The 15,669-nt window shown below is 61.7% G+C and carries 18 protein-coding genes and 2 tRNA genes; 2 read left to right on the top strand and 18 right to left on the bottom strand.

What is annotated here, in order from left to right; translation table 11 throughout:
- Positions 1 to 112: 112 nt before the first annotated feature.
- The 10 genes from AB7951_RS04005 to AB7951_RS03960 form a co-directional block, all read right to left on the bottom strand.
- Positions 113 to 188, bottom strand: a tRNA-Phe gene (locus AB7951_RS04005).
- A gap of 158 nt (positions 189 to 346) precedes the next feature.
- Positions 347 to 511: a DNA gyrase inhibitor YacG gene (yacG, locus tag AB7951_RS04000; RefSeq protein ID WP_439059750.1), complete on the bottom strand. Its 165-nt coding sequence runs from the start codon at positions 509 to 511 to the stop codon at positions 347 to 349.
- A 1-nt stretch (position 512) separates the two neighbouring features.
- Positions 513 to 1,136 (bottom strand): Maf-like protein, encoded by a 624-nt coding sequence (locus AB7951_RS03995; RefSeq protein ID WP_093756955.1) that lies wholly within the window; start codon positions 1,134 to 1,136, stop codon positions 513 to 515.
- A gap of 74 nt (positions 1,137 to 1,210) precedes the next feature.
- Positions 1,211 to 1,678 (bottom strand): arsenate-mycothiol transferase ArsC, encoded by a 468-nt coding sequence (locus AB7951_RS03990; protein ID WP_068734774.1) that lies wholly within the window; start codon positions 1,676 to 1,678, stop codon positions 1,211 to 1,213.
- 6 nt (positions 1,679 to 1,684) lie between these two features.
- Positions 1,685 to 2,182, bottom strand: coding sequence for a UPF0262 family protein (locus AB7951_RS03985; RefSeq protein WP_089266102.1), 498 nt, complete (start codon positions 2,180 to 2,182; stop codon positions 1,685 to 1,687).
- Positions 2,179 to 3,474 (bottom strand): histidinol dehydrogenase, encoded by a 1,296-nt coding sequence (gene hisD / locus AB7951_RS03980; protein ID WP_120286961.1) that lies wholly within the window; start codon positions 3,472 to 3,474, stop codon positions 2,179 to 2,181. Before hisD ends, AB7951_RS03985 begins: the two co-directional genes overlap by 4 nt.
- 103 nt (positions 3,475 to 3,577) lie before the next feature.
- Complete coding sequence (locus AB7951_RS03975; protein WP_089266100.1) at positions 3,578 to 4,024, bottom strand: DUF2948 family protein; 447 nt, start codon at positions 4,022 to 4,024, stop codon at positions 3,578 to 3,580.
- A gap of 21 nt (positions 4,025 to 4,045) precedes the next feature.
- Positions 4,046 to 5,335: a UDP-N-acetylglucosamine 1-carboxyvinyltransferase gene (gene murA, locus AB7951_RS03970; protein ID WP_120286962.1), complete on the bottom strand. Its 1,290-nt coding sequence runs from the start codon at positions 5,333 to 5,335 to the stop codon at positions 4,046 to 4,048.
- A 126-nt stretch (positions 5,336 to 5,461) separates the two neighbouring features.
- A complete protein-coding gene (locus AB7951_RS03965; protein WP_120286963.1) occupies positions 5,462 to 6,127 on the bottom strand; it encodes an epimerase in 666 nt (221 codons plus the stop codon).
- Between the two features lie 42 nt (positions 6,128 to 6,169).
- Entirely contained in the window at positions 6,170 to 7,105 is a 936-nt protein-coding gene (locus AB7951_RS03960; protein WP_120286964.1) for an SDR family oxidoreductase, read from the bottom strand.
- A gap of 135 nt (positions 7,106 to 7,240) precedes the next feature.
- On the opposite strand from AB7951_RS03960, the gene AB7951_RS03955 reads away from it, so the two are divergent.
- Entirely contained in the window at positions 7,241 to 7,873 is a 633-nt protein-coding gene (locus AB7951_RS03955) for a TetR/AcrR family transcriptional regulator (protein ID WP_439059751.1), read from the top strand.
- A 44-nt stretch (positions 7,874 to 7,917) separates the two neighbouring features.
- Here the strand turns inward: AB7951_RS03955 and AB7951_RS03950 are convergent, their stop codons facing one another.
- The 5 genes from AB7951_RS03950 to AB7951_RS03930 form a co-directional block, all read right to left on the bottom strand.
- Entirely contained in the window at positions 7,918 to 8,424 is a 507-nt protein-coding gene (locus tag AB7951_RS03950) for a hypothetical protein (RefSeq protein WP_120286966.1), read from the bottom strand.
- A gap of 148 nt (positions 8,425 to 8,572) precedes the next feature.
- Complete coding sequence (locus AB7951_RS03945; protein ID WP_184511830.1) at positions 8,573 to 9,496, bottom strand: alpha/beta fold hydrolase; 924 nt, start codon at positions 9,494 to 9,496, stop codon at positions 8,573 to 8,575.
- A gap of 41 nt (positions 9,497 to 9,537) precedes the next feature.
- The gene (locus AB7951_RS03940) at positions 9,538 to 9,846 is read right to left on the bottom strand and encodes a UBP-type zinc finger domain-containing protein (RefSeq protein WP_092145281.1); all 309 of its coding nucleotides are present in this window, start codon (positions 9,844 to 9,846) and stop codon (positions 9,538 to 9,540) included.
- A gap of 20 nt (positions 9,847 to 9,866) precedes the next feature.
- On the bottom strand, positions 9,867 to 11,576 hold the full coding sequence (locus AB7951_RS03935) for a cyclic nucleotide-binding domain-containing thioredoxin-disulfide reductase (protein WP_120286968.1): 1,710 nt from the start codon (positions 11,574 to 11,576) through the stop codon (positions 9,867 to 9,869).
- Between the two features lie 35 nt (positions 11,577 to 11,611).
- Complete coding sequence (locus tag AB7951_RS03930; RefSeq protein WP_120286969.1) at positions 11,612 to 11,824, bottom strand: hypothetical protein; 213 nt, start codon at positions 11,822 to 11,824, stop codon at positions 11,612 to 11,614.
- Positions 11,825 to 12,158: 334 nt separating this feature from the next.
- Between AB7951_RS03930 and AB7951_RS03925 the strand changes: the two genes are divergently transcribed.
- Positions 12,159 to 12,233, top strand: a tRNA-Thr gene (locus AB7951_RS03925).
- 428 nt (positions 12,234 to 12,661) lie between these two features.
- On the opposite strand, the gene AB7951_RS03920 is transcribed toward AB7951_RS03925, so the two are convergent.
- The 3 genes from AB7951_RS03920 to AB7951_RS03910 all read right to left on the bottom strand — a co-directional run bounded on the left by AB7951_RS03920 (position 12,662) and on the right by AB7951_RS03910 (position 15,668).
- The gene (locus AB7951_RS03920; protein ID WP_120286971.1) at positions 12,662 to 13,177 is read right to left on the bottom strand and encodes an Lrp/AsnC family transcriptional regulator; all 516 of its coding nucleotides are present in this window, start codon (positions 13,175 to 13,177) and stop codon (positions 12,662 to 12,664) included.
- 224 nt (positions 13,178 to 13,401) lie between these two features.
- Positions 13,402 to 14,163, bottom strand: a complete 762-nt coding sequence (locus AB7951_RS03915) for an SDR family oxidoreductase (RefSeq protein WP_120286972.1) — start codon at positions 14,161 to 14,163, stop codon at positions 13,402 to 13,404.
- Positions 14,160 to 15,668 (bottom strand): class I adenylate-forming enzyme family protein, encoded by a 1,509-nt coding sequence (locus AB7951_RS03910; RefSeq protein ID WP_120286973.1) that lies wholly within the window; start codon positions 15,666 to 15,668, stop codon positions 14,160 to 14,162. The genes AB7951_RS03915 and AB7951_RS03910 overlap by 4 nt, the downstream gene beginning before the upstream one ends.
- Position 15,669: the final 1 nt, after the last annotated feature.

Raw genomic sequence — 15,669 nt, 5'->3', positions numbered from 1 at the left:
AAAACACCGGCTGCCGGCGGACGGTCGCGAATGTCAGCGAACGAGAAAGCGCTCTAATTCAAGCACTTATAACACATCAGCGGACAGAGGAGGAAGCTGGGGGACACACAAATGGTGCCCAGGGGCGGGATCGAACCACCGACACTGCGATTTTCAGTCGCATGCTCTACCAACTGAGCTACCTGGGCGCCGCCCCGGATCAGGTCCAGGGAGCGCCGGTTTATAGTCAGGCAAATCGGCCCTGTCCACCCGCCCGATGGCATTTCTGTGAACGAAGATTTTCCCGTCAAAACAATGGGAAATGACCGCTTCGGACCGGCTTGGACAGCGCGAATGCCCGTCAAGCCTATTCGGCGTCCTCGTCATCCGTCGGTTTGCCGGGAATCGCATAGGAACCCGACAGCCAGCGATTGAGATCGACGTCGCGGCAACGCTCGGAGCAGAACGGCTTGGAGGCCTCCACCGCGGGCTTGCCGCAGATCGGGCACGGTTTTTCGCCGGATTTGGACACCTTAGCTTGCATTCAACCAACCAAAACGGATCGGGAAACCTTCGCCGCCCAGCAGGGAGACGGTCTCATAGAGCGGCAGGCCGACGATATTGGAGTAGGAGCCGACCATCTTGACCACGAAGGAGCCGGCAATGCCCTGCACGGCATAGCCACCGGCTTTGCCGCGCCACTCGCCGGAGCCGATATAGGTCGAGATGTCTTCTTCATTGAGGCGCTTGAAGCGCACCTTGGTCTCGATCAGCCGCTGCCGGAAGCTTTCCTTGGGGGTGACGATGCAGACCGCCGTATAGACACGGTGGTTGCGGCCCGACAGCAGCCGCAGACACTGCGAGGCTTCATCGACCAGTTCCGCCTTGGGCAGGATGCGGCGGCCGACGGCGACCACGGTATCCGCCGCGAGAATGAACGCGCCGCGGAGTTCGTCGTCGAGCTGGACCGACTTCAGCGCCGCTTCCGCCTTGGCGCGCGCCAGCCGATTGGCGCAGGCGCGCGGCAGCTCGCCCCGCTTCGGGGTCTCGTCGACATCGGCGGGACGCAGCGCATCGGGCTCAATGCCGGCCTGGTTGAGCAGGCTGAGGCGGCGGGGCGAACCGGAGGCGAGAACGAATTTGGGACGGCCGAGCATGCGGGCTGATGATCCTGGAAATGCGGCCGGAACCTATCGGAAGCCCCCTGCTTCGACAACCGCGGTGCGGTTATTTAGCCGCTGGCGGCGCCGCCTTTCGCGAAACGTTTGCGAATCCGCAGCAGCAGCCCATCGCAGACCTCGCGATAGGCCGCCAGTTTCTGGTCGCGGTTACCTTCGGTTCCCGTGGGATCCACCGTCGGCCAGTATTCGACCTCGGCGGCATCGGTGCGTGTCAGATCCAGCGCCTTGTGATGCGCCTCCGGCGACAACGTGATGATGAGATCGAAATTGAGCCCTTCCCAGTCTTCGAGTTCCTCGAAGGTCATGGGCTTGTGTCTGGAGATGTCCTGGCCGAGTTCGGCCATCACGGCCACTGCGAAAGGATCGAGCTCGCCCTTCTTCACCCCGGCGGATTTCACATACAGCGCCTGCGGAAACATCTGCTGCAGCAGGCTGGCGGCCATCGGCGAACGCACGCTGTTCTGGCCACAGGCAAACAACACCGCCTGCGGCGTACGCGCGCGTGGCGGCGCGGCCATCAGCGACTAGCCTTTCCAGTGAAGGACGGAGATCAACGTAAACAGCCGTCGCGACGTTTCGAAATCGACGCGCACCTTGCCGGCCAATCGTTCCTGCAGCGTCCGCGAGCCTTCGTCATGGATGCCACGGCGGCCCATGTCGATGGCCTCGATCTTGTCAGGCGTAGCGGTGCGGATCGCCTGATAGTAACTGTCGCAGATCATGAAGTAGTCCTTCACAATGCGGCGGAACGGCCCCAGCGACAGAAGGTGCGCAACGACAGGCGTACCGTCCTCGCGGCGGATGTCGAACATCAGCCGGCTGCCGGTGATGCCTATATGCAGCGTAAACGGGCCGACGTGTGCGCCTTCCGGCGCGAACAGGTTCTGCTCGATCAGGTCGTAGATCGCGATCGCGCGCTCATGCTCGATATCCGGCCCGGAACGGCCGATCGATTCCTCATCGAGCGTCACCGCGACGATGCGGTTGTTGCTGTCATCCTCTGGTGGAGGGGCATTACTCATCGCAAATTGAGGCGCAATCCGACCGAACGTGCGTGGGCATCGAGGCCTTCAGCCTTGCCCAGCGTCATCGCAGCCGGTCCCAGCGCCCGCAGCTGATCCGGCCCGCACTTCAGGATCGATGTTCGCTTCATGAAGTCAAGTACGCCGAGGCCCGAGGAGAACCGCGCCGAGCGCGCCGTCGGCAGCACGTGGTTCGAGCCGCCGACATAGTCGCCGATCGCTTCCGGCGTATGACCACCGAGGAAGATGGCGCCGGCATTGCGTATCTTGAGCGAGAACGCCTCAGGATCGGCCGTCATGATTTCGAGATGCTCGGCGGCGATGGCGTTGGCGAGCGGCACGGCGTCATCGAGCGCCTGCACCAGAATAATCGCGCCATATTCGTCCCACGACGCGCGCGCGATGTCCGCGCGCGGCAGAGTGGTGAGCTGCGCTTCGACAGCGCGCGCGACATTGTCGGCCAGCGCCTTGCTGTCTGTGATCAGGATCGACTGCGCATTGACGTCGTGCTCAGCCTGCGCCAGCAAGTCTGCGGCGATCCAGTCGGCATTGGCGGTATCGTCGGCAATGACCAGCACTTCTGAGGGGCCGGCAATCATGTCGATGCCGACCTTGCCGAACACCTGGCGCTTGGCAGCGGCCACATAGGCATTGCCCGGACCGACGATCTTGGCCACTGGCGCAATGGTGTCGGTACCGTAAGCGAGCGCGGCCACGGCCTGCGCGCCGCCTACGCGGTAGATTTCGGAAACGCCACCGAGCTTTGCAGCGGCCAGCACCAGCGGATTGAGCTTGCCGTCCGGTGACGGCACCACCATCACCACGCGCTCCACGCCGGCGACTTTGGCCGGCACGGCATTCATCAAGACCGACGACGGGTAGGCAGCAGTCCCACCGGGCACATAGAGGCCAACAGCCTCGATGGCGCTCCAGCGCCAGCCGAGCTCGACGCCCAGCGCATCGGTGAAGCGATCATCCTTGGGGAGCTGGCGCTTGTGGAACAACTCGATGCGGTCGCGGGCGAATGTCAGGGCCTCGACGGTCTCTGCGTCGCAGGCGGCAACGGCGGCATCGACCTCGGCAGCGGTCACGCGCAGAGCCGAGGCCTTGAGGTCCAGCCGATCGAACTTGCGGGTCGCTTCGAGCAGCGCTGCGTCGCCGCGGGCGGCGACATCGTCGACAATGGCGCGCGTGGCAGCCTCGATATCGGCCGCGACTTCGCGCTTCATGGTCAGGAAGGCATTGAAGCGCTGGGTGAAATCGGCGCTGGCGGTATCGATACGAATTGGCATTCTGGTGTTCCGGCGGGGCCTTGCCGGCCAAGGCCCCCTGCTCAATGGCGCGGCGGCAAAGGGCCGTCAACCCTGTGCTGCCATGGAAAGGATGAATAGCGGATCAGGCGTCCAGACCGGAGGCCTCGGTGCCGGCATCGCTGGTCAGATCGTCCGGGCCGAGATCGGCCAGTTCGACCTCGAGACACTCGACATCCAGCCGGAGTGCGCCCCCACCGGCGAAGATCAGGACGACGCTACCGCCAGGAGGCTCGGCGGCATGGAATTCGATGCCGAACAGTTCCAGCGCGATGTCGGGCGTTTCGAGATCGATATCGCGGGACTTGCAGGCCAGCACGCGGTCGAAGCGCAGCGCCGAGACCAGCCGGCGCGGCGTGACTTCCCCTGAAATCGTCTGATCCCAGTCGAGCCGGCTCATGCCGACCACGAGCCGCTTCTCGCTCTGCCGCCAGATAATGTCGCCGACATTGACAGCCGCATCCTGAACATGCGCGGAAATCACCGCGAGGTCGTCGGCATCCAGTGCAATCAGCTTGCGTTGACCCGTCACGGCGACCCCTTTGAGAGAATCCTATCCGCTGATGCGCTCGATGGTAGCGCCGCAAGCGGACAGCTTTTCCTCGAGCCGCTCGAAGCCGCGATCGAGATGATAGATGCGATTGACCATGGTCTCGCCTTCCGCGACAAGGCCGGCGATCACCAGAGAGACCGAGGCGCGCAGGTCAGTCGCCATCACGGGCGCGCCGCGCAGCTTGGCCGTACCGTCGATGGTCGCGGTTTCACCGTCGAGGTGAATTCGCGCGCCGAAGCGTGCCAGCTCCTGCACATGCATGAAGCGGTTCTCGAAAATTGTCTCGGTGATATGCGAGGAGCCCGTGGCTGTCGTCATCAGCGCCATGAGTTGCGCCTGCAGATCGGTCGGAAAGCCGGGGAATGGTGCCGTCGACACGTTCACCGGCTTGATTCCCGCGCCGTTGCGCGAGATGCGGATGCCGTCGTTGTTCGGCGTCACCGTCGCGCCGGCCTCGACCAGTACGTCGAGCGCCGACTGTAGCAATTCAGGCCGTGCGCCTGAAAGTTGCACATCGCCGCCGGTCATGGCCACGGCCATGGCATAGGTACCAGTCTCGATGCGATCTGGCAGCACGGTGTGGCGCGTGCCATTCAGTTTGGCCACGCCCTCGATCGTGATCGTCGGGGTGCCGGCGCCAGAGATGCGCGCGCCCATCTTGTTCAGGCAGTCGGCGACGTCGACGATTTCCGGCTCACACGCCGCGTTGTTGATAATGGTCGTGCCCTTGGCCAGCGTCGCAGCCATCAGCGCCACATGGGTGCCGGACACGGTGACCTTGGCGAAGTCGATCTCGGCGCCTTTCAGGCCGCCGGGGGCCTTGGCAATGACATAACCGCCGTCGATGGTGAGTTCTGCGCCGAGCTTCTCCAGCGCCATGATCAAGAGATCCACCGGGCGGGTGCCGATGGCGCAGCCGCCGGGTAGCGACACCTTGGCTTCGTGCATGCGCGCCAACAGCGGCGCGATCACCCAGAAGGACGCGCGCATCTTCGAGACCAGCTCGTAGGGCGCTGTCGTATCGATGATGTTGGCGGCGGAGATATGCAGGGTCTGACCCTGATATTCATGGTCGCCCGGGCGCTTGCCGGCCGACATGATGTCCACGCCGTGATTGCCGAGAATGCGCTGCAACTGCGCGACGTCGGCCAGACGCGGCACGTTGTCGAGAATCAGCGTCTCGTCGGTCAGCAGACCGGCGATCATCAATGGCAGCGCCGCGTTTTTGGCGCCCGAAATCGGGATCGTGCCATTGAGTTTGCTGCCGCCGACGATGCGAATGCGATCCATACCGATTCCCGCTGATTGCTGTGCCCCGACTATAGGGCGGATGGCCTCTTTAAAGCAAAAGCGTCGAAATTTGCGGTTTTTCGATGAGGCCGGCAGCAAATCTAAGAAAGGGCCGAATCGGCCCGTTTACGCTCCGACCTGATTGATATCCGGGGTTTCCAGGATTGGCTTGGAGTAGCCGTTACGAACCACCCGGATCATGGCGCGGCCGACTTTCTCCGTCGTGGTGACGTATTTTGGCGCGCCCCGGACCAGCAGCGTCCATAACGGCGCGGTCGCGGTGTAGATCGCCTGGACCCACGCAGTCTTCGAACGAACACCATGCAGCGGTTGGATGCCGCCGGGGCGGAACATATAAGCGGCCTTGAACGGCAGCTTGAGCAAATCGTTCTCGGTCTTGCCCTTGACCCGCGCCCACATGACGCTGCCCTGCTCGGTGCTGTCGGTGCTCTGGCCGGTCACGTAGACGAAGGTCATCGCGGGATTGAGCCGCGCCAGCGTGTTCGCCACCGCGAGGGTGATGTCGTAGGTGATCCGACGATAGTCCGGCTCGCTCATGCCCAGCGACGAGACGCCAAGGCAGAACAGGCAGGCGTCATAGCCCGTCAAGTCGGGCGCGATGGCCGACAGATCGAAAAAATCCGTATGCATGATCTCGCGCAGTTTGGCATCGCGTTGCCCGGTAGGACTGCGGCCGACCACGAGCACGGCTTCAACATCGGGATCGAGCAGGCATTCGCGCAGCGCGCCTTGCCCGACCATGCCGGTCGCACCGAACAGAATGACTTTCATGAGACTTCCTTTGGATGACTGACAGTCGATCGCGCGACGCAATCAGGCGGCAATTGCGACCTGATCAAACGACATGCCGGTGAGCGCAGCTGAGACCTCCCACAGCCGCGCGCCGACGGCGGCATCCTGAGCTCGCGGCATGATCTTCGCAGGAGCCGGCGGCCCCTTCATTTCGTAGACGCCGTTCGGGCCGTAATAGCCAGCTGGCTTCGCATCGGGTGAGGTGGCTGCAAACAATGTCGGCAAGGCACCGGCGGCGGCTGAATGACTCAGCGGACGCAGCAACCGGCTTCCGAGCCCCATCAAGCCACCGCTGCCGGGACCGTTCGGAATGAGATCGGTGAGTGCGAAACCGGGATGCGCGGCATTGCTCATCAGACCCCAGCCCGCAGCATCGCTGCGCCGCTGCAACTCGATCGCGAAGATCAGCATCGCGAGCTTCGACTGCTGATAGGCTTTCCACGGCTTGTAGAATGTCGCGCCCTGAAGATCGTCGAAATCGATGAGGCCCGAACGATGCGCAAGACTGCTGAGATTGACCACACGCGGCGCCTTGTTGCGGCGAAGCACAGGGAGCAGACGCGCCGTGAGCGCATAGTGACCGAGATAATTGGTACCGAGCTGCATCTCGAAGCCGTCGGCGGTGGTCTGGCGCGTCGGCAGCGCCATCACGCCGGCATTATTAATCAGCAGATCAAGCGACGCGTACATCGCATCGAAACGGCGTGCGAAAGTAGCGACGGCGTCCAGGCTGGCGAGATCGAGGTGCTCATAGCTGATGATCGCGTCGGGATGTCGCTCGCAGATGCGCTCAATCGCAGCGCTCCCCTTGGTGTCGCTACGGCCGGTCAGCACCACTTCGGCGCCGGCTCCCGCAAGCGCCATTGCCGTCTCGAAGCCGAGGCCGCCTGTCGCCCCGGTCACCACGGCCAGTTTGCCGGTCATGGGCGGAATGTCCCTAGTGGTCCAATCGCTCATCTCTGTCTCCCCACATCCGATCAGCGGCACGAACGCCTGCGCAAGGCTAAATGTGCACTCAGTGCAAATTTGCAATAGGTGCAGGCTAGCCTTATCTTAAGGCCGATGAGCATCGCCAAGCCTCTGAAATCAAAATTGAAAACGTCAGCGTCCGACATTGCGCCGGCCTCCGGGCTGCGCGAGCGCAAGCGTGAGCAGACCCTGCAGCGGCTGACGGAAGCGGCGATGAAGCTGTTTCTGGCCAAAGGCTACGAGGCCACCACGCTGGACGATATCGCGGCCGCCGCCGAGATCTCGCGCCGCAGCTTCTTCCATTATTTCGCGTCCAAGGAAGATGTCGTGGTGGCGTGGCAGGATCGCAGCGCCGATGCCCTGACCGCTGCCATCGCCGAACGCCCTGCTGATGAATCGATGATCACCGCAGCAGAGAATGCGATCCTGACCATGACTCGGCACCTCAACCCCGAGGATGCCATTGCCATTGCCCGGTTGAAGCGCGAAACGCCAGCACTGCAGGCGCGCGAGCAGGTCAAATACGAGAAGATGGAACGCGCGATGGCGGGGGCGCTTGCAGCGCGCGCCAGCGACAAGACCGGTCAGACGCAGGCGCGACTAGTGGCAATGATCACCACCGGCGCCATCCGGATCGCGAGCGAGAACTGGCTGACCCAAGGCGCGCGCGAAAAGCCGGACGTGCTGGTCAGGCGCATGTTTGCGGATATCCGGGCGGCCCTCGACGAGCCGCCCGCACGCAAGGCGAAAACCTGACGGGTGATATTAGCCGCCCGCTGCGGCTAATCGCCGTCGCGCGATCAGGCAAAGCCGCCGGGCATCGGGCGAAACTTCCTGATCGCAAGGAAGGTCGTGACGACGAAGAACACCAGCACGATGCCCTGAACAATCGCAAAAGGCGGCTCACTGGGCGGCACGCTCGGTGCCAGCGCATGAAGCGGCGGGACCTTCAGGAAGCTCTGGATCACCAGCACGAACACATTGAGATAAAGCGAAATCATCGCAGTCAGCACGTAAATCCAGCGCCATGGCCCCGCCAGCTTCTGGCCGTACAGCGCCAAACAGGCGACCGCCAGCAGCACCAGCGAAATGATGCCGATGACATGCGACGGCAACAATTTCTCGACCGGGAAGAAGAAGCCGGTCACGCTGGTCAGGATCGTCGTCAGCAGAAATAGACCGGTCCAGCCGGGCAGCGGCTTTGACTTCAGCAGCCCGACCATTGCGACCAAGCCAGCAACAATTCCGATCAGGCTGACCACCACATGAAGCAACGTGAACGTTGCCAAGCTCATTCCCAAAACCATGATGCACCCCTGCTTTAGAACTCGTCAAATCTTAGGGTGCAGCGCGGGAACTTGCCAATAGTTTTTGGCTGATAGTCATCATATAGATTTACGTGCAAGGCGCCGTTTTCTTCAAGACATTCGCGTTCGATCAATAGTGCCCCGCAATCTACTTATTGAGAAACTCAACCAATTTCGGGATCACCTGATCGGGGGCTTCTTCCATCAGCCAATGGCCTGAGCCTTTGACGATAACGCCGTCCACATTGCTGGCAACGAGGCGCCCCTGCTCGATCAGGAAAGACCCACCGGCCTTCTCACCAGAGAGAACCAGCATCGGCATTGGCAGTTTGGTCTTGGCAAGTTCGGCAAACTCGGCGGCATCTTTCTCAAAAGCACGGAAGACCTCGAAACCGGCTGCCATATGGCCGGGCTTCGCATAGGCCTTGGCGTAAAACACGCGGTCCTTTTCGGGCACCGACTTCTTCGGGTTCGCGGCGAAATCATTCCAGAAGTGCTCAAGGTAAATGCGCTCGCGGCCCGCGACCAGCGCCAGCGGCGTCTTGCCGTAGAAATGGAAGTGCCAGAGGTCGCGTAACAGCCAGACATGCGTCCAGTCGCCAACACCAGGCAAAAAGGCATCCATCAACGCGATACGATCGACTTCGCTCGGATATTGCGCAGCGTAGGCATAGGCGACCATCAGGCCGATGTCGTGGCCGACAATTTTCACCTTGGGATATTTCAGGCCGACCACCAACGCATGGATATCGCGGGCCATCGCCACCTTGGTGTAGCCATCGGCCGGCGCGTCGGAATCGCCGAAGCCACGCAGATCCGGCGCGATCACCGTATGACTGGCCGCAAGTTTCGCGATCAGCGGGCGCCACATATGGCTGGTCTCGGCATAGCCATGCAGCAGCACGATCGGATCGCCCTTGCCCGCAATGAGATAATGCAGCTTGACGCCGTTGATGGTGGCGAAGCGGCTTTGCGGAGCTTGCGCTGAAGCGGATACGGGGAGAAACGGCGCTGCCAGGACGGCCAGCAGCACACCCAACAAAGCCCGGCGTCCGATCGTAAAAATGTGCATGAAGTCCCCACTGAAACGTCGCCCGCGTCGGGACGATTGTCTCAGTAGTAGCGCGGAATCGGCCCGTTGTGCGGAGTCTTTCGATCCGACAAATCGAACATGACTTCATCGACATAGCACCAGCCCCAGCCTTCGGGCGGATCGTAGCCTTCGATAATCGGATGCTTCGTGGCGTGGAAATGCTTGGTCGCGTGCTTGTTCGGGGAGTCGTCGCAGCAGCCGACGTGACCGCAGGTCCGGCAGATCCGCAAGTGCACCCACATACTGCCCGTTTTCAGGCATTCCTCGCAACCGAGTGCGCTGGGTGTCACATCGCGAATGCCGGAAATATGCGTGCAGCCTTTGGGCATGATGATCTCCCGTTATGAGCTCAAAGGGTTGGCGTGGCCGTATCGCCGAGAAAACCATGCAGCGCCGCCACCACCTGGGCGCCCTCGCCGATCGCGCCGCCGACACGCTTCACCGAACCCGAGCGCACATCACCGACCGCAAAGACACCGGACACCGACGTCTCCAGCGCCTGCACGCTGCGGCCATTGGCGGGAATGCCGGTGATGATGAAGCCATGACGATCGAGGGTGACGCCGCAATCCGCCAGCCATTCGGTGGCGGGATCGGCGCCGACGAACAGGAACAGATTACGGATGTCAGCGCAGGACTCCTCGCCGGACAGCCGACTACGGGTACAGATCCGTTCGAGCCCCGCCTCCTGCGTCCCCTCCAGCGCCACGACTTCGGTGTTGAAGACCAGCTCGATATTCGGTGTCGCCTCGATGCGCTCGATCAGATAGCGCGACATGCTGGCGCCGAGGCCGCCGCCGCGGATCACCATATGCACCTTGTTGGCCTGGCTCGCGAGAAACACCGCCGCCTGACCTGCCGAATTGCCACCGCCGACCAGGTAGATTTCCTGCTCCCTGCAGAGTCGGGCCTCGATCGGAGATGCCCAGTACCAGACGCCGCGACCTTCGAAATCGGCGAGCCGCTCGATGTTCGGCCGGCGATAGCGTGCGCCCGATGCCACCACGATGGCCTTGGCACGCATGACATCGCCATCGTCGAGTTCAAGAGCGAACAGTCCGTCCTTGCGTGAACAGTCCAGCGACTTCACGGCGGCCGGGATCATGATATCGGCGCCGAACTTCTGCGCCTGGTTGAAGGCACGCGCCGTGAGTGCCATCCCGGAGATGCCAGTCGGGAAACCGAGATAGTTCTCGATCCGCGCGCTGGCGCCAGCCTGGCCGCCGAATGACTTGGCATCGCAAACCGCAACCGACAGGCCTTCCGACGCGCCATACACCGCGGTGGACAAGCCCGCAGGTCCGCTGCCGACGATGGCGACGTCATAGGTCTTGCCCTTGGCGATATGACTGATCATGCCCATCGCGCGGGCGAGTTCGGAGAAGGACGGATTGCGCAGCACCGTGCCGTCGGCCACCACCACCAGCGGCAGATCCTCCGGCGACGGCGTATAGCGCGCGATCAGATCGGCAGCGTCCTTGTCCGTTGCGGGGTCGAGCAGATGATGCGGATAGCCGTTGCGGGAGAGGAAGCCCTGCAGGCGGATGACATCGCTGGAGTTGGCCGCGCCGATGAAAGCCGGACCGCCAGCGCTGCCCTGCAGGAGGTTCACCCGACGCAGGATCAGCGCACGCATGATGCGCTCGCCCAGATCCGCTTCCGCGATCAGCAGCGCGCGCAGCCGTTCCGGCGGAATCAGCAGCGTCTCGACATCGCCTTCAGCATGACCGTCAACCAGCGCGACGCGGCCCGACAGTTGCGCGATCTCGGCGACGAACTGTCCGGTGCACTGATCGGCCACCGGCGTGATGCGGCCGAAACCGTCGCGCTGGGTGATCGTCACATGTCCGGACAACACCACGAACATGCCGGGACCGGGCTTGCCGGTCTCGAACAGGCAATCGCCATCCTTGTAATGCCGGATCTCACCGAAGCGGCGCATCCGCTCGATCTCCGCCGCCGTCAGCACGGGAAAAGTCTGATCGTGACGCGGCAGCGCCGCCCGCGGCGCGTAGGCCGGTAGCTCGGCGCTGGATGATGCCTGGGATTCTGATGACATTTAAACTCGCATGCTCACGCGGCGGACAGGTGCCATCAATCCCGATCGGGATCGACGGGTCTTGAACAGAAGTCCTGTATCTTATCGGCGTCCGATGACGCCTCGACTGCGACGGCATCGCCGGTCTGACTGGCGCGCCCGCGCATTTGCACCTTCCGGCGCTTGAGATTTTCACGCAGCGCCTGGCGCAGCCTGTCCTGACGGGCAGCTGCACTTTCCTTGGCGGGTTTGCTCGGCTTATCGGTCATGGGCAGTTATGGTCGATCGAATGGCGTGCACAGATGCGCCAGATTGGATCCTGTGACCCCATACATAACCGCCTTCAACGCGTCAGGCGAGATGATCGACTTCGAGATGATGATCCGGCCAATGAAGGCTCTGCCGGCGGTTATCGAGGCCATGGGGAACCGGATCGACTCGCCAATGGCGAAACGCAAGGCGGCTGCAACCGCAACAGGCCGACCACACCCCTGTTATAATGATGCATTCTAAGTGCCACCCGCGCTTGCGCCGCCCGTGACCTTGTGGCAAGGATCGCCCCGCTTGGTAGGCGCCCTCGAGGCTGATTCCTGCACCCAGCATGCTGCCGTAGCTCAGTGGTAGAGCACTCCATTGGTAATGGAGAGGTCGACAGTTCAATCCTGTCTGGCAGCACCATTTTCCCCTGTTAAATCAATAAGCTCTCCGGACCGAGGGGCCTGACAATCAGGCACCTCGCGGTAGAACAGAACGCGAATCGCGGTTCAATACGGGAACATCCGGGGCTCTGTTCCCTGCCCGTTCCAATCGCTCGGCATAAGCAGCCATATCACCGGACTCAAACGAACTTGAAACAGCCCCCTTCGCGGGGGCGGTACGCTTGTGGCTTTGAATGATGGACCAAAATCGAGATGACCGCTGAATCCCGCCCTAACCGGCGGGTTTTTCGTTTGGCGCACATAATGCCTCTGCCGACCCCCTCGAACCGTAGAAGAAGAAGATGCGATCGGCCGGCACGTACCGCTCTAGCCGGAAATCGTGGAACGGTGCTACCCGCAGCACACGAACGATTACACTCCATGCGGCAGCTTCGGAGCCGCGGCATCTCAATGTGACAGGGAATGCGCCGCCAAAGATATATCGCCCCGCCCCTGCTTCACCAAAGCATTCATGAGTGGCAATTCGGTCGTCGACTTGATCTGCTCCATCGTGAACATTGACGACACATCATGCAGATCAATCTTGGCGATCAGCCGCTGATAAAGATCGTCGTAGGCCCGGATGTCCGAGACCACAGCCCGGATCAGATAATCCACGTCGCCGCTCAGGCGATAGAAATCGACCACCTCGGGGAAGCTGACGACGATTTTCCGGAAACGCTGAACCCACTCCGCGTTATGCTGGTTCGTTCGCACGGCGATGAAAACGCTGACACCCAAATTCAGCTTGTCTGCATCGAGAAGTGCAACGCGTCGCTTGATGTAGCCAGAGCTTTCGAGCTTCTGGATGCGACGCCAACACGGCGTGGAACTCAGGCCAACACGATCAGCCAGATCCTGCATGGAAAGGCTGCTGTCTACCTGGAGTGCCGCGAGAATTTTGCGGTCGAGCTCGTCGAGCATTGTGACCTCCGATGAAGGGTGTACGCAGAATATTTCTGCCGTTCATTGCCATCGTGACGCAATGCTATTGCGAGATTTGAAAGTTCGCGAGCATAAACAATTATCATCGCTGCGCATTCGAGCAGCAGGCTGGCGTCAAAAGTGACGCCTCCGCTGACGCAGCGCCAAGATGAATTCGCCACCGTGTGTCGTGATATCGACGCGTTGATTGAACGCGTGGCCTCTTACAGCCGCTGGCCACCACTCGCATCGATCTGCTGGCCAGTGACCCAGCCCGCTTCGTCCGACGCGAGAAAGGCGACGACCCTTGCGATATCGTCGGGTTGCCCGACCCGGCCGAGCGCGATTGTCTCAGCCACTGCGCGGCTGGCCACCGGATCGCGCGCGACGATGTTCATGTCCGTCGCCGTCGCACCGGGCATCACGGAATTCACCGTGATCTGTCGACCGCCGAGATGAACGGCGAGCAAGCGGCTCAGCGCTTCCAGACCCGCTTTGGCCGGCGCATAGGCGGCCATGGTCGGATAGGCCGAACGCGTCCCCATCGACGAGATATTGATGATACGTCCGCCATTACGCAGATGCGGCATCAGTGCCTTGATCAGAAAGAACGGCGATTTCAGATTGGTCTGCAGCAGAAGATCGAAGTCGTCCTCGGAAATATCCTCAATGGTCGCGCGTTTTCCGACGCCTGCGTTGTTAATGAGAATGTCGAATGCAGGGCTGCCATGGCGCTCGGTCAGTTCGGCGCCAAAATCCGCGGCCAAGGCGGCTGCGCCACCGCGTTCCGAGAGATCGGCCTTGATGGCAAAGGCATTGCCGCCAGCGGCGGAGATGGCCGTCACCGTCGCATTCGCGGCATCGACCGAGGCGTTGTAATGAACCGCAACGGTTGCGCCATCCTTCGCCAGGCGAAGCGCGATCGCCTGACCGATCCCCCGACTCGCGCCAGTGACCAGCACGATTTTTCCTGCCAGCCCGCTCATGCGGACCAGCCGTGACTGGCTTCCAGGCTCCGCGCCCTGTCGATCAGCGCCTTGCGATCGATCTTGTTCGTGCCCGCCCAAGGCAGTTCGTGGACGAACTCAACCCGCCGCGGGTGCTGATATGCCGGACCATTGGCGATCGCAAACTGACGGATGTCGTCGAAGCTCGGCGTGGGCTGCTCGCGCGTGACAATAAACGCAACCGGCACCTGGCTCCGTTCCTCGTCGGGCAACGGCACTACTGCCGCCTGCTGGATCTGCGGGTGACGCTCCAACAGCTTTTCGACTTCGCCCGGATAGATATTTTCGCCGGAGCAGACAAACATGTCGTCGGCACGGCCTACGAAGAAATAGAAGCCGTTGGCATCGCGGCGCATCACATCGCCACTGTAATACCAACCATCGGTCAGCACCTTGGCGGTCTGCTGCGGCAGATTGTGATAGTGATCCAGCACTGCTGGATTCCGCATCAACAGCACGCCTTCATTCTCGGTACCATTGACGAGCCGGACATCTTCCAGACGGATCGGATAACCTAGCCCCAAAGGCGGCGTCGGAATCTTGTCGGGATGCGGACCGAACACGGCCGGCCCTGCTTCAGTCGTACCATAGCCCATCGTCATTACGACGTTCGGCAGCGCCTGCTTGATCCTGTCCCACAGACCCATGGTCATCGGCGCCGACCCAAGCATCAGGCGACGAACCGAGGTGATATCATTCTTCGCTAGCAGTTCCGTTTCCTTGACGACACGAGCCCACATGGTGGGAACGGCCGTGGCGGCGGTCACCTTGTACTTGGCGATGGCCTCAATATAGCTGCGGGTCTCGAACGACAGCAGCACCACCACAGACGCATTCTGAGCGAAGATCGTTTTGATAGCGAACAGGCCATTCATGTGAAACAGCGGCTGCGCGATGATGTAGCGATCATCCTGATTGAGCGCACCGCTGGTCCGCGTCGAGATCGCCCAAAGCTGGCCGTAATGCGATAGCGGTACGCCTTTGGGGCGGCCGGTGGAGCCGGAGGTGTAGAGCATCTGCCCGACCTCTTCCCGCGTCGTCTCGACGGCGGTGAACGAGGCAGGCTTGATGGTCGTAGCAAAGCCGCTTGGGCCGTTATCGTCGAAATTGATGACGGGAATGTCGTCGCGCACCATCGGCCGATTGGCGTTGTCGACGAAGGCCAGCGCGATCTTCGCGTCGTCCATCACAAAATCGACCGTATCGCGCGCAGCCTTGATATTGACCGGAACAGCGATGCATCCGGCGCGCATGATGCCGAAATAGCACATGATGTATTCGGCGCGATTAAGCGACAGGATCGCGACATGCGTGCCGCGCTTGTAACCACTATCGACAAGATACTGGGCGACCCCGTTTGCCATCTCGTCGATCTGACGGTGCGTGTAGCGCCTGGGATGCGCGGGATCGATCAGATCGATGACCGCCTCCCGATCAAGGTCACCGCTGCGATCGATCAGGTCACCGAGATTATTCCACCGCATT

The sequence above is a fragment of the Tardiphaga sp. 285_C5_N1_2 genome (assembly GCF_052076065.1).
GTDB classification, from domain to species: Bacteria; Pseudomonadota; Alphaproteobacteria; order Rhizobiales; family Xanthobacteraceae; genus Tardiphaga; species Tardiphaga robiniae.
Note: the sequence above shows the minus strand (reverse complement) of the source record. Positions and strands in the feature narration are given on the sequence as shown.

What these genes read in the sequence shown, in the direction of transcription:
- AB7951_RS03960 (WP_120286964.1), bottom strand. Translation starts at nt 7,105, where the DNA reads ATGAGCGATTGGACCACTAGGGACATTCCGCCCATGACCGGCAAACTG.
- AB7951_RS03930 (WP_120286969.1), bottom strand. Translation starts at nt 11,824, where the DNA reads ATGACCGATAAGCCGAGCAAACCCGCCAAGGAAAGTGCAGCTGCCCGT.
- AB7951_RS03940 (WP_092145281.1), bottom strand. Translation starts at nt 9,846, where the DNA reads ATGCCCAAAGGCTGCACGCATATTTCCGGCATTCGCGATGTGACACCC.
- AB7951_RS03910 (WP_120286973.1), bottom strand. Translation starts at nt 15,668, where the DNA reads ATGCGGTGGAATAATCTCGGTGACCTGATCGATCGCAGCGGTGACCTT.
- AB7951_RS03985 (WP_089266102.1), bottom strand. Translation starts at nt 2,182, where the DNA reads ATGAGTAATGCCCCTCCACCAGAGGATGACAGCAACAACCGCATCGTC.
- AB7951_RS03920 (WP_120286971.1), bottom strand. Translation starts at nt 13,177, where the DNA reads ATGCTCGACGAGCTCGACCGCAAAATTCTCGCGGCACTCCAGGTAGAC.
- hisD (WP_120286961.1), bottom strand. Translation starts at nt 3,474, where the DNA reads ATGCCAATTCGTATCGATACCGCCAGCGCCGATTTCACCCAGCGCTTC.
- murA (WP_120286962.1), bottom strand. Translation starts at nt 5,335, where the DNA reads ATGGATCGCATTCGCATCGTCGGCGGCAGCAAACTCAATGGCACGATC.
- AB7951_RS03935 (WP_120286968.1), bottom strand. Translation starts at nt 11,576, where the DNA reads ATGTCATCAGAATCCCAGGCATCATCCAGCGCCGAGCTACCGGCCTAC.
- AB7951_RS03995 (WP_093756955.1), bottom strand. Translation starts at nt 1,136, where the DNA reads ATGCTCGGCCGTCCCAAATTCGTTCTCGCCTCCGGTTCGCCCCGCCGC.
- AB7951_RS03950 (WP_120286966.1), bottom strand. Translation starts at nt 8,424, where the DNA reads ATGGTTTTGGGAATGAGCTTGGCAACGTTCACGTTGCTTCATGTGGTG.
- AB7951_RS03990 (WP_068734774.1), bottom strand. Translation starts at nt 1,678, where the DNA reads ATGGCCGCGCCGCCACGCGCGCGTACGCCGCAGGCGGTGTTGTTTGCC.
- AB7951_RS03965 (WP_120286963.1), bottom strand. Translation starts at nt 6,127, where the DNA reads ATGAAAGTCATTCTGTTCGGTGCGACCGGCATGGTCGGGCAAGGCGCG.
- AB7951_RS03945 (WP_184511830.1), bottom strand. Translation starts at nt 9,496, where the DNA reads ATGCACATTTTTACGATCGGACGCCGGGCTTTGTTGGGTGTGCTGCTG.
- AB7951_RS03915 (WP_120286972.1), bottom strand. Translation starts at nt 14,163, where the DNA reads ATGAGCGGGCTGGCAGGAAAAATCGTGCTGGTCACTGGCGCGAGTCGG.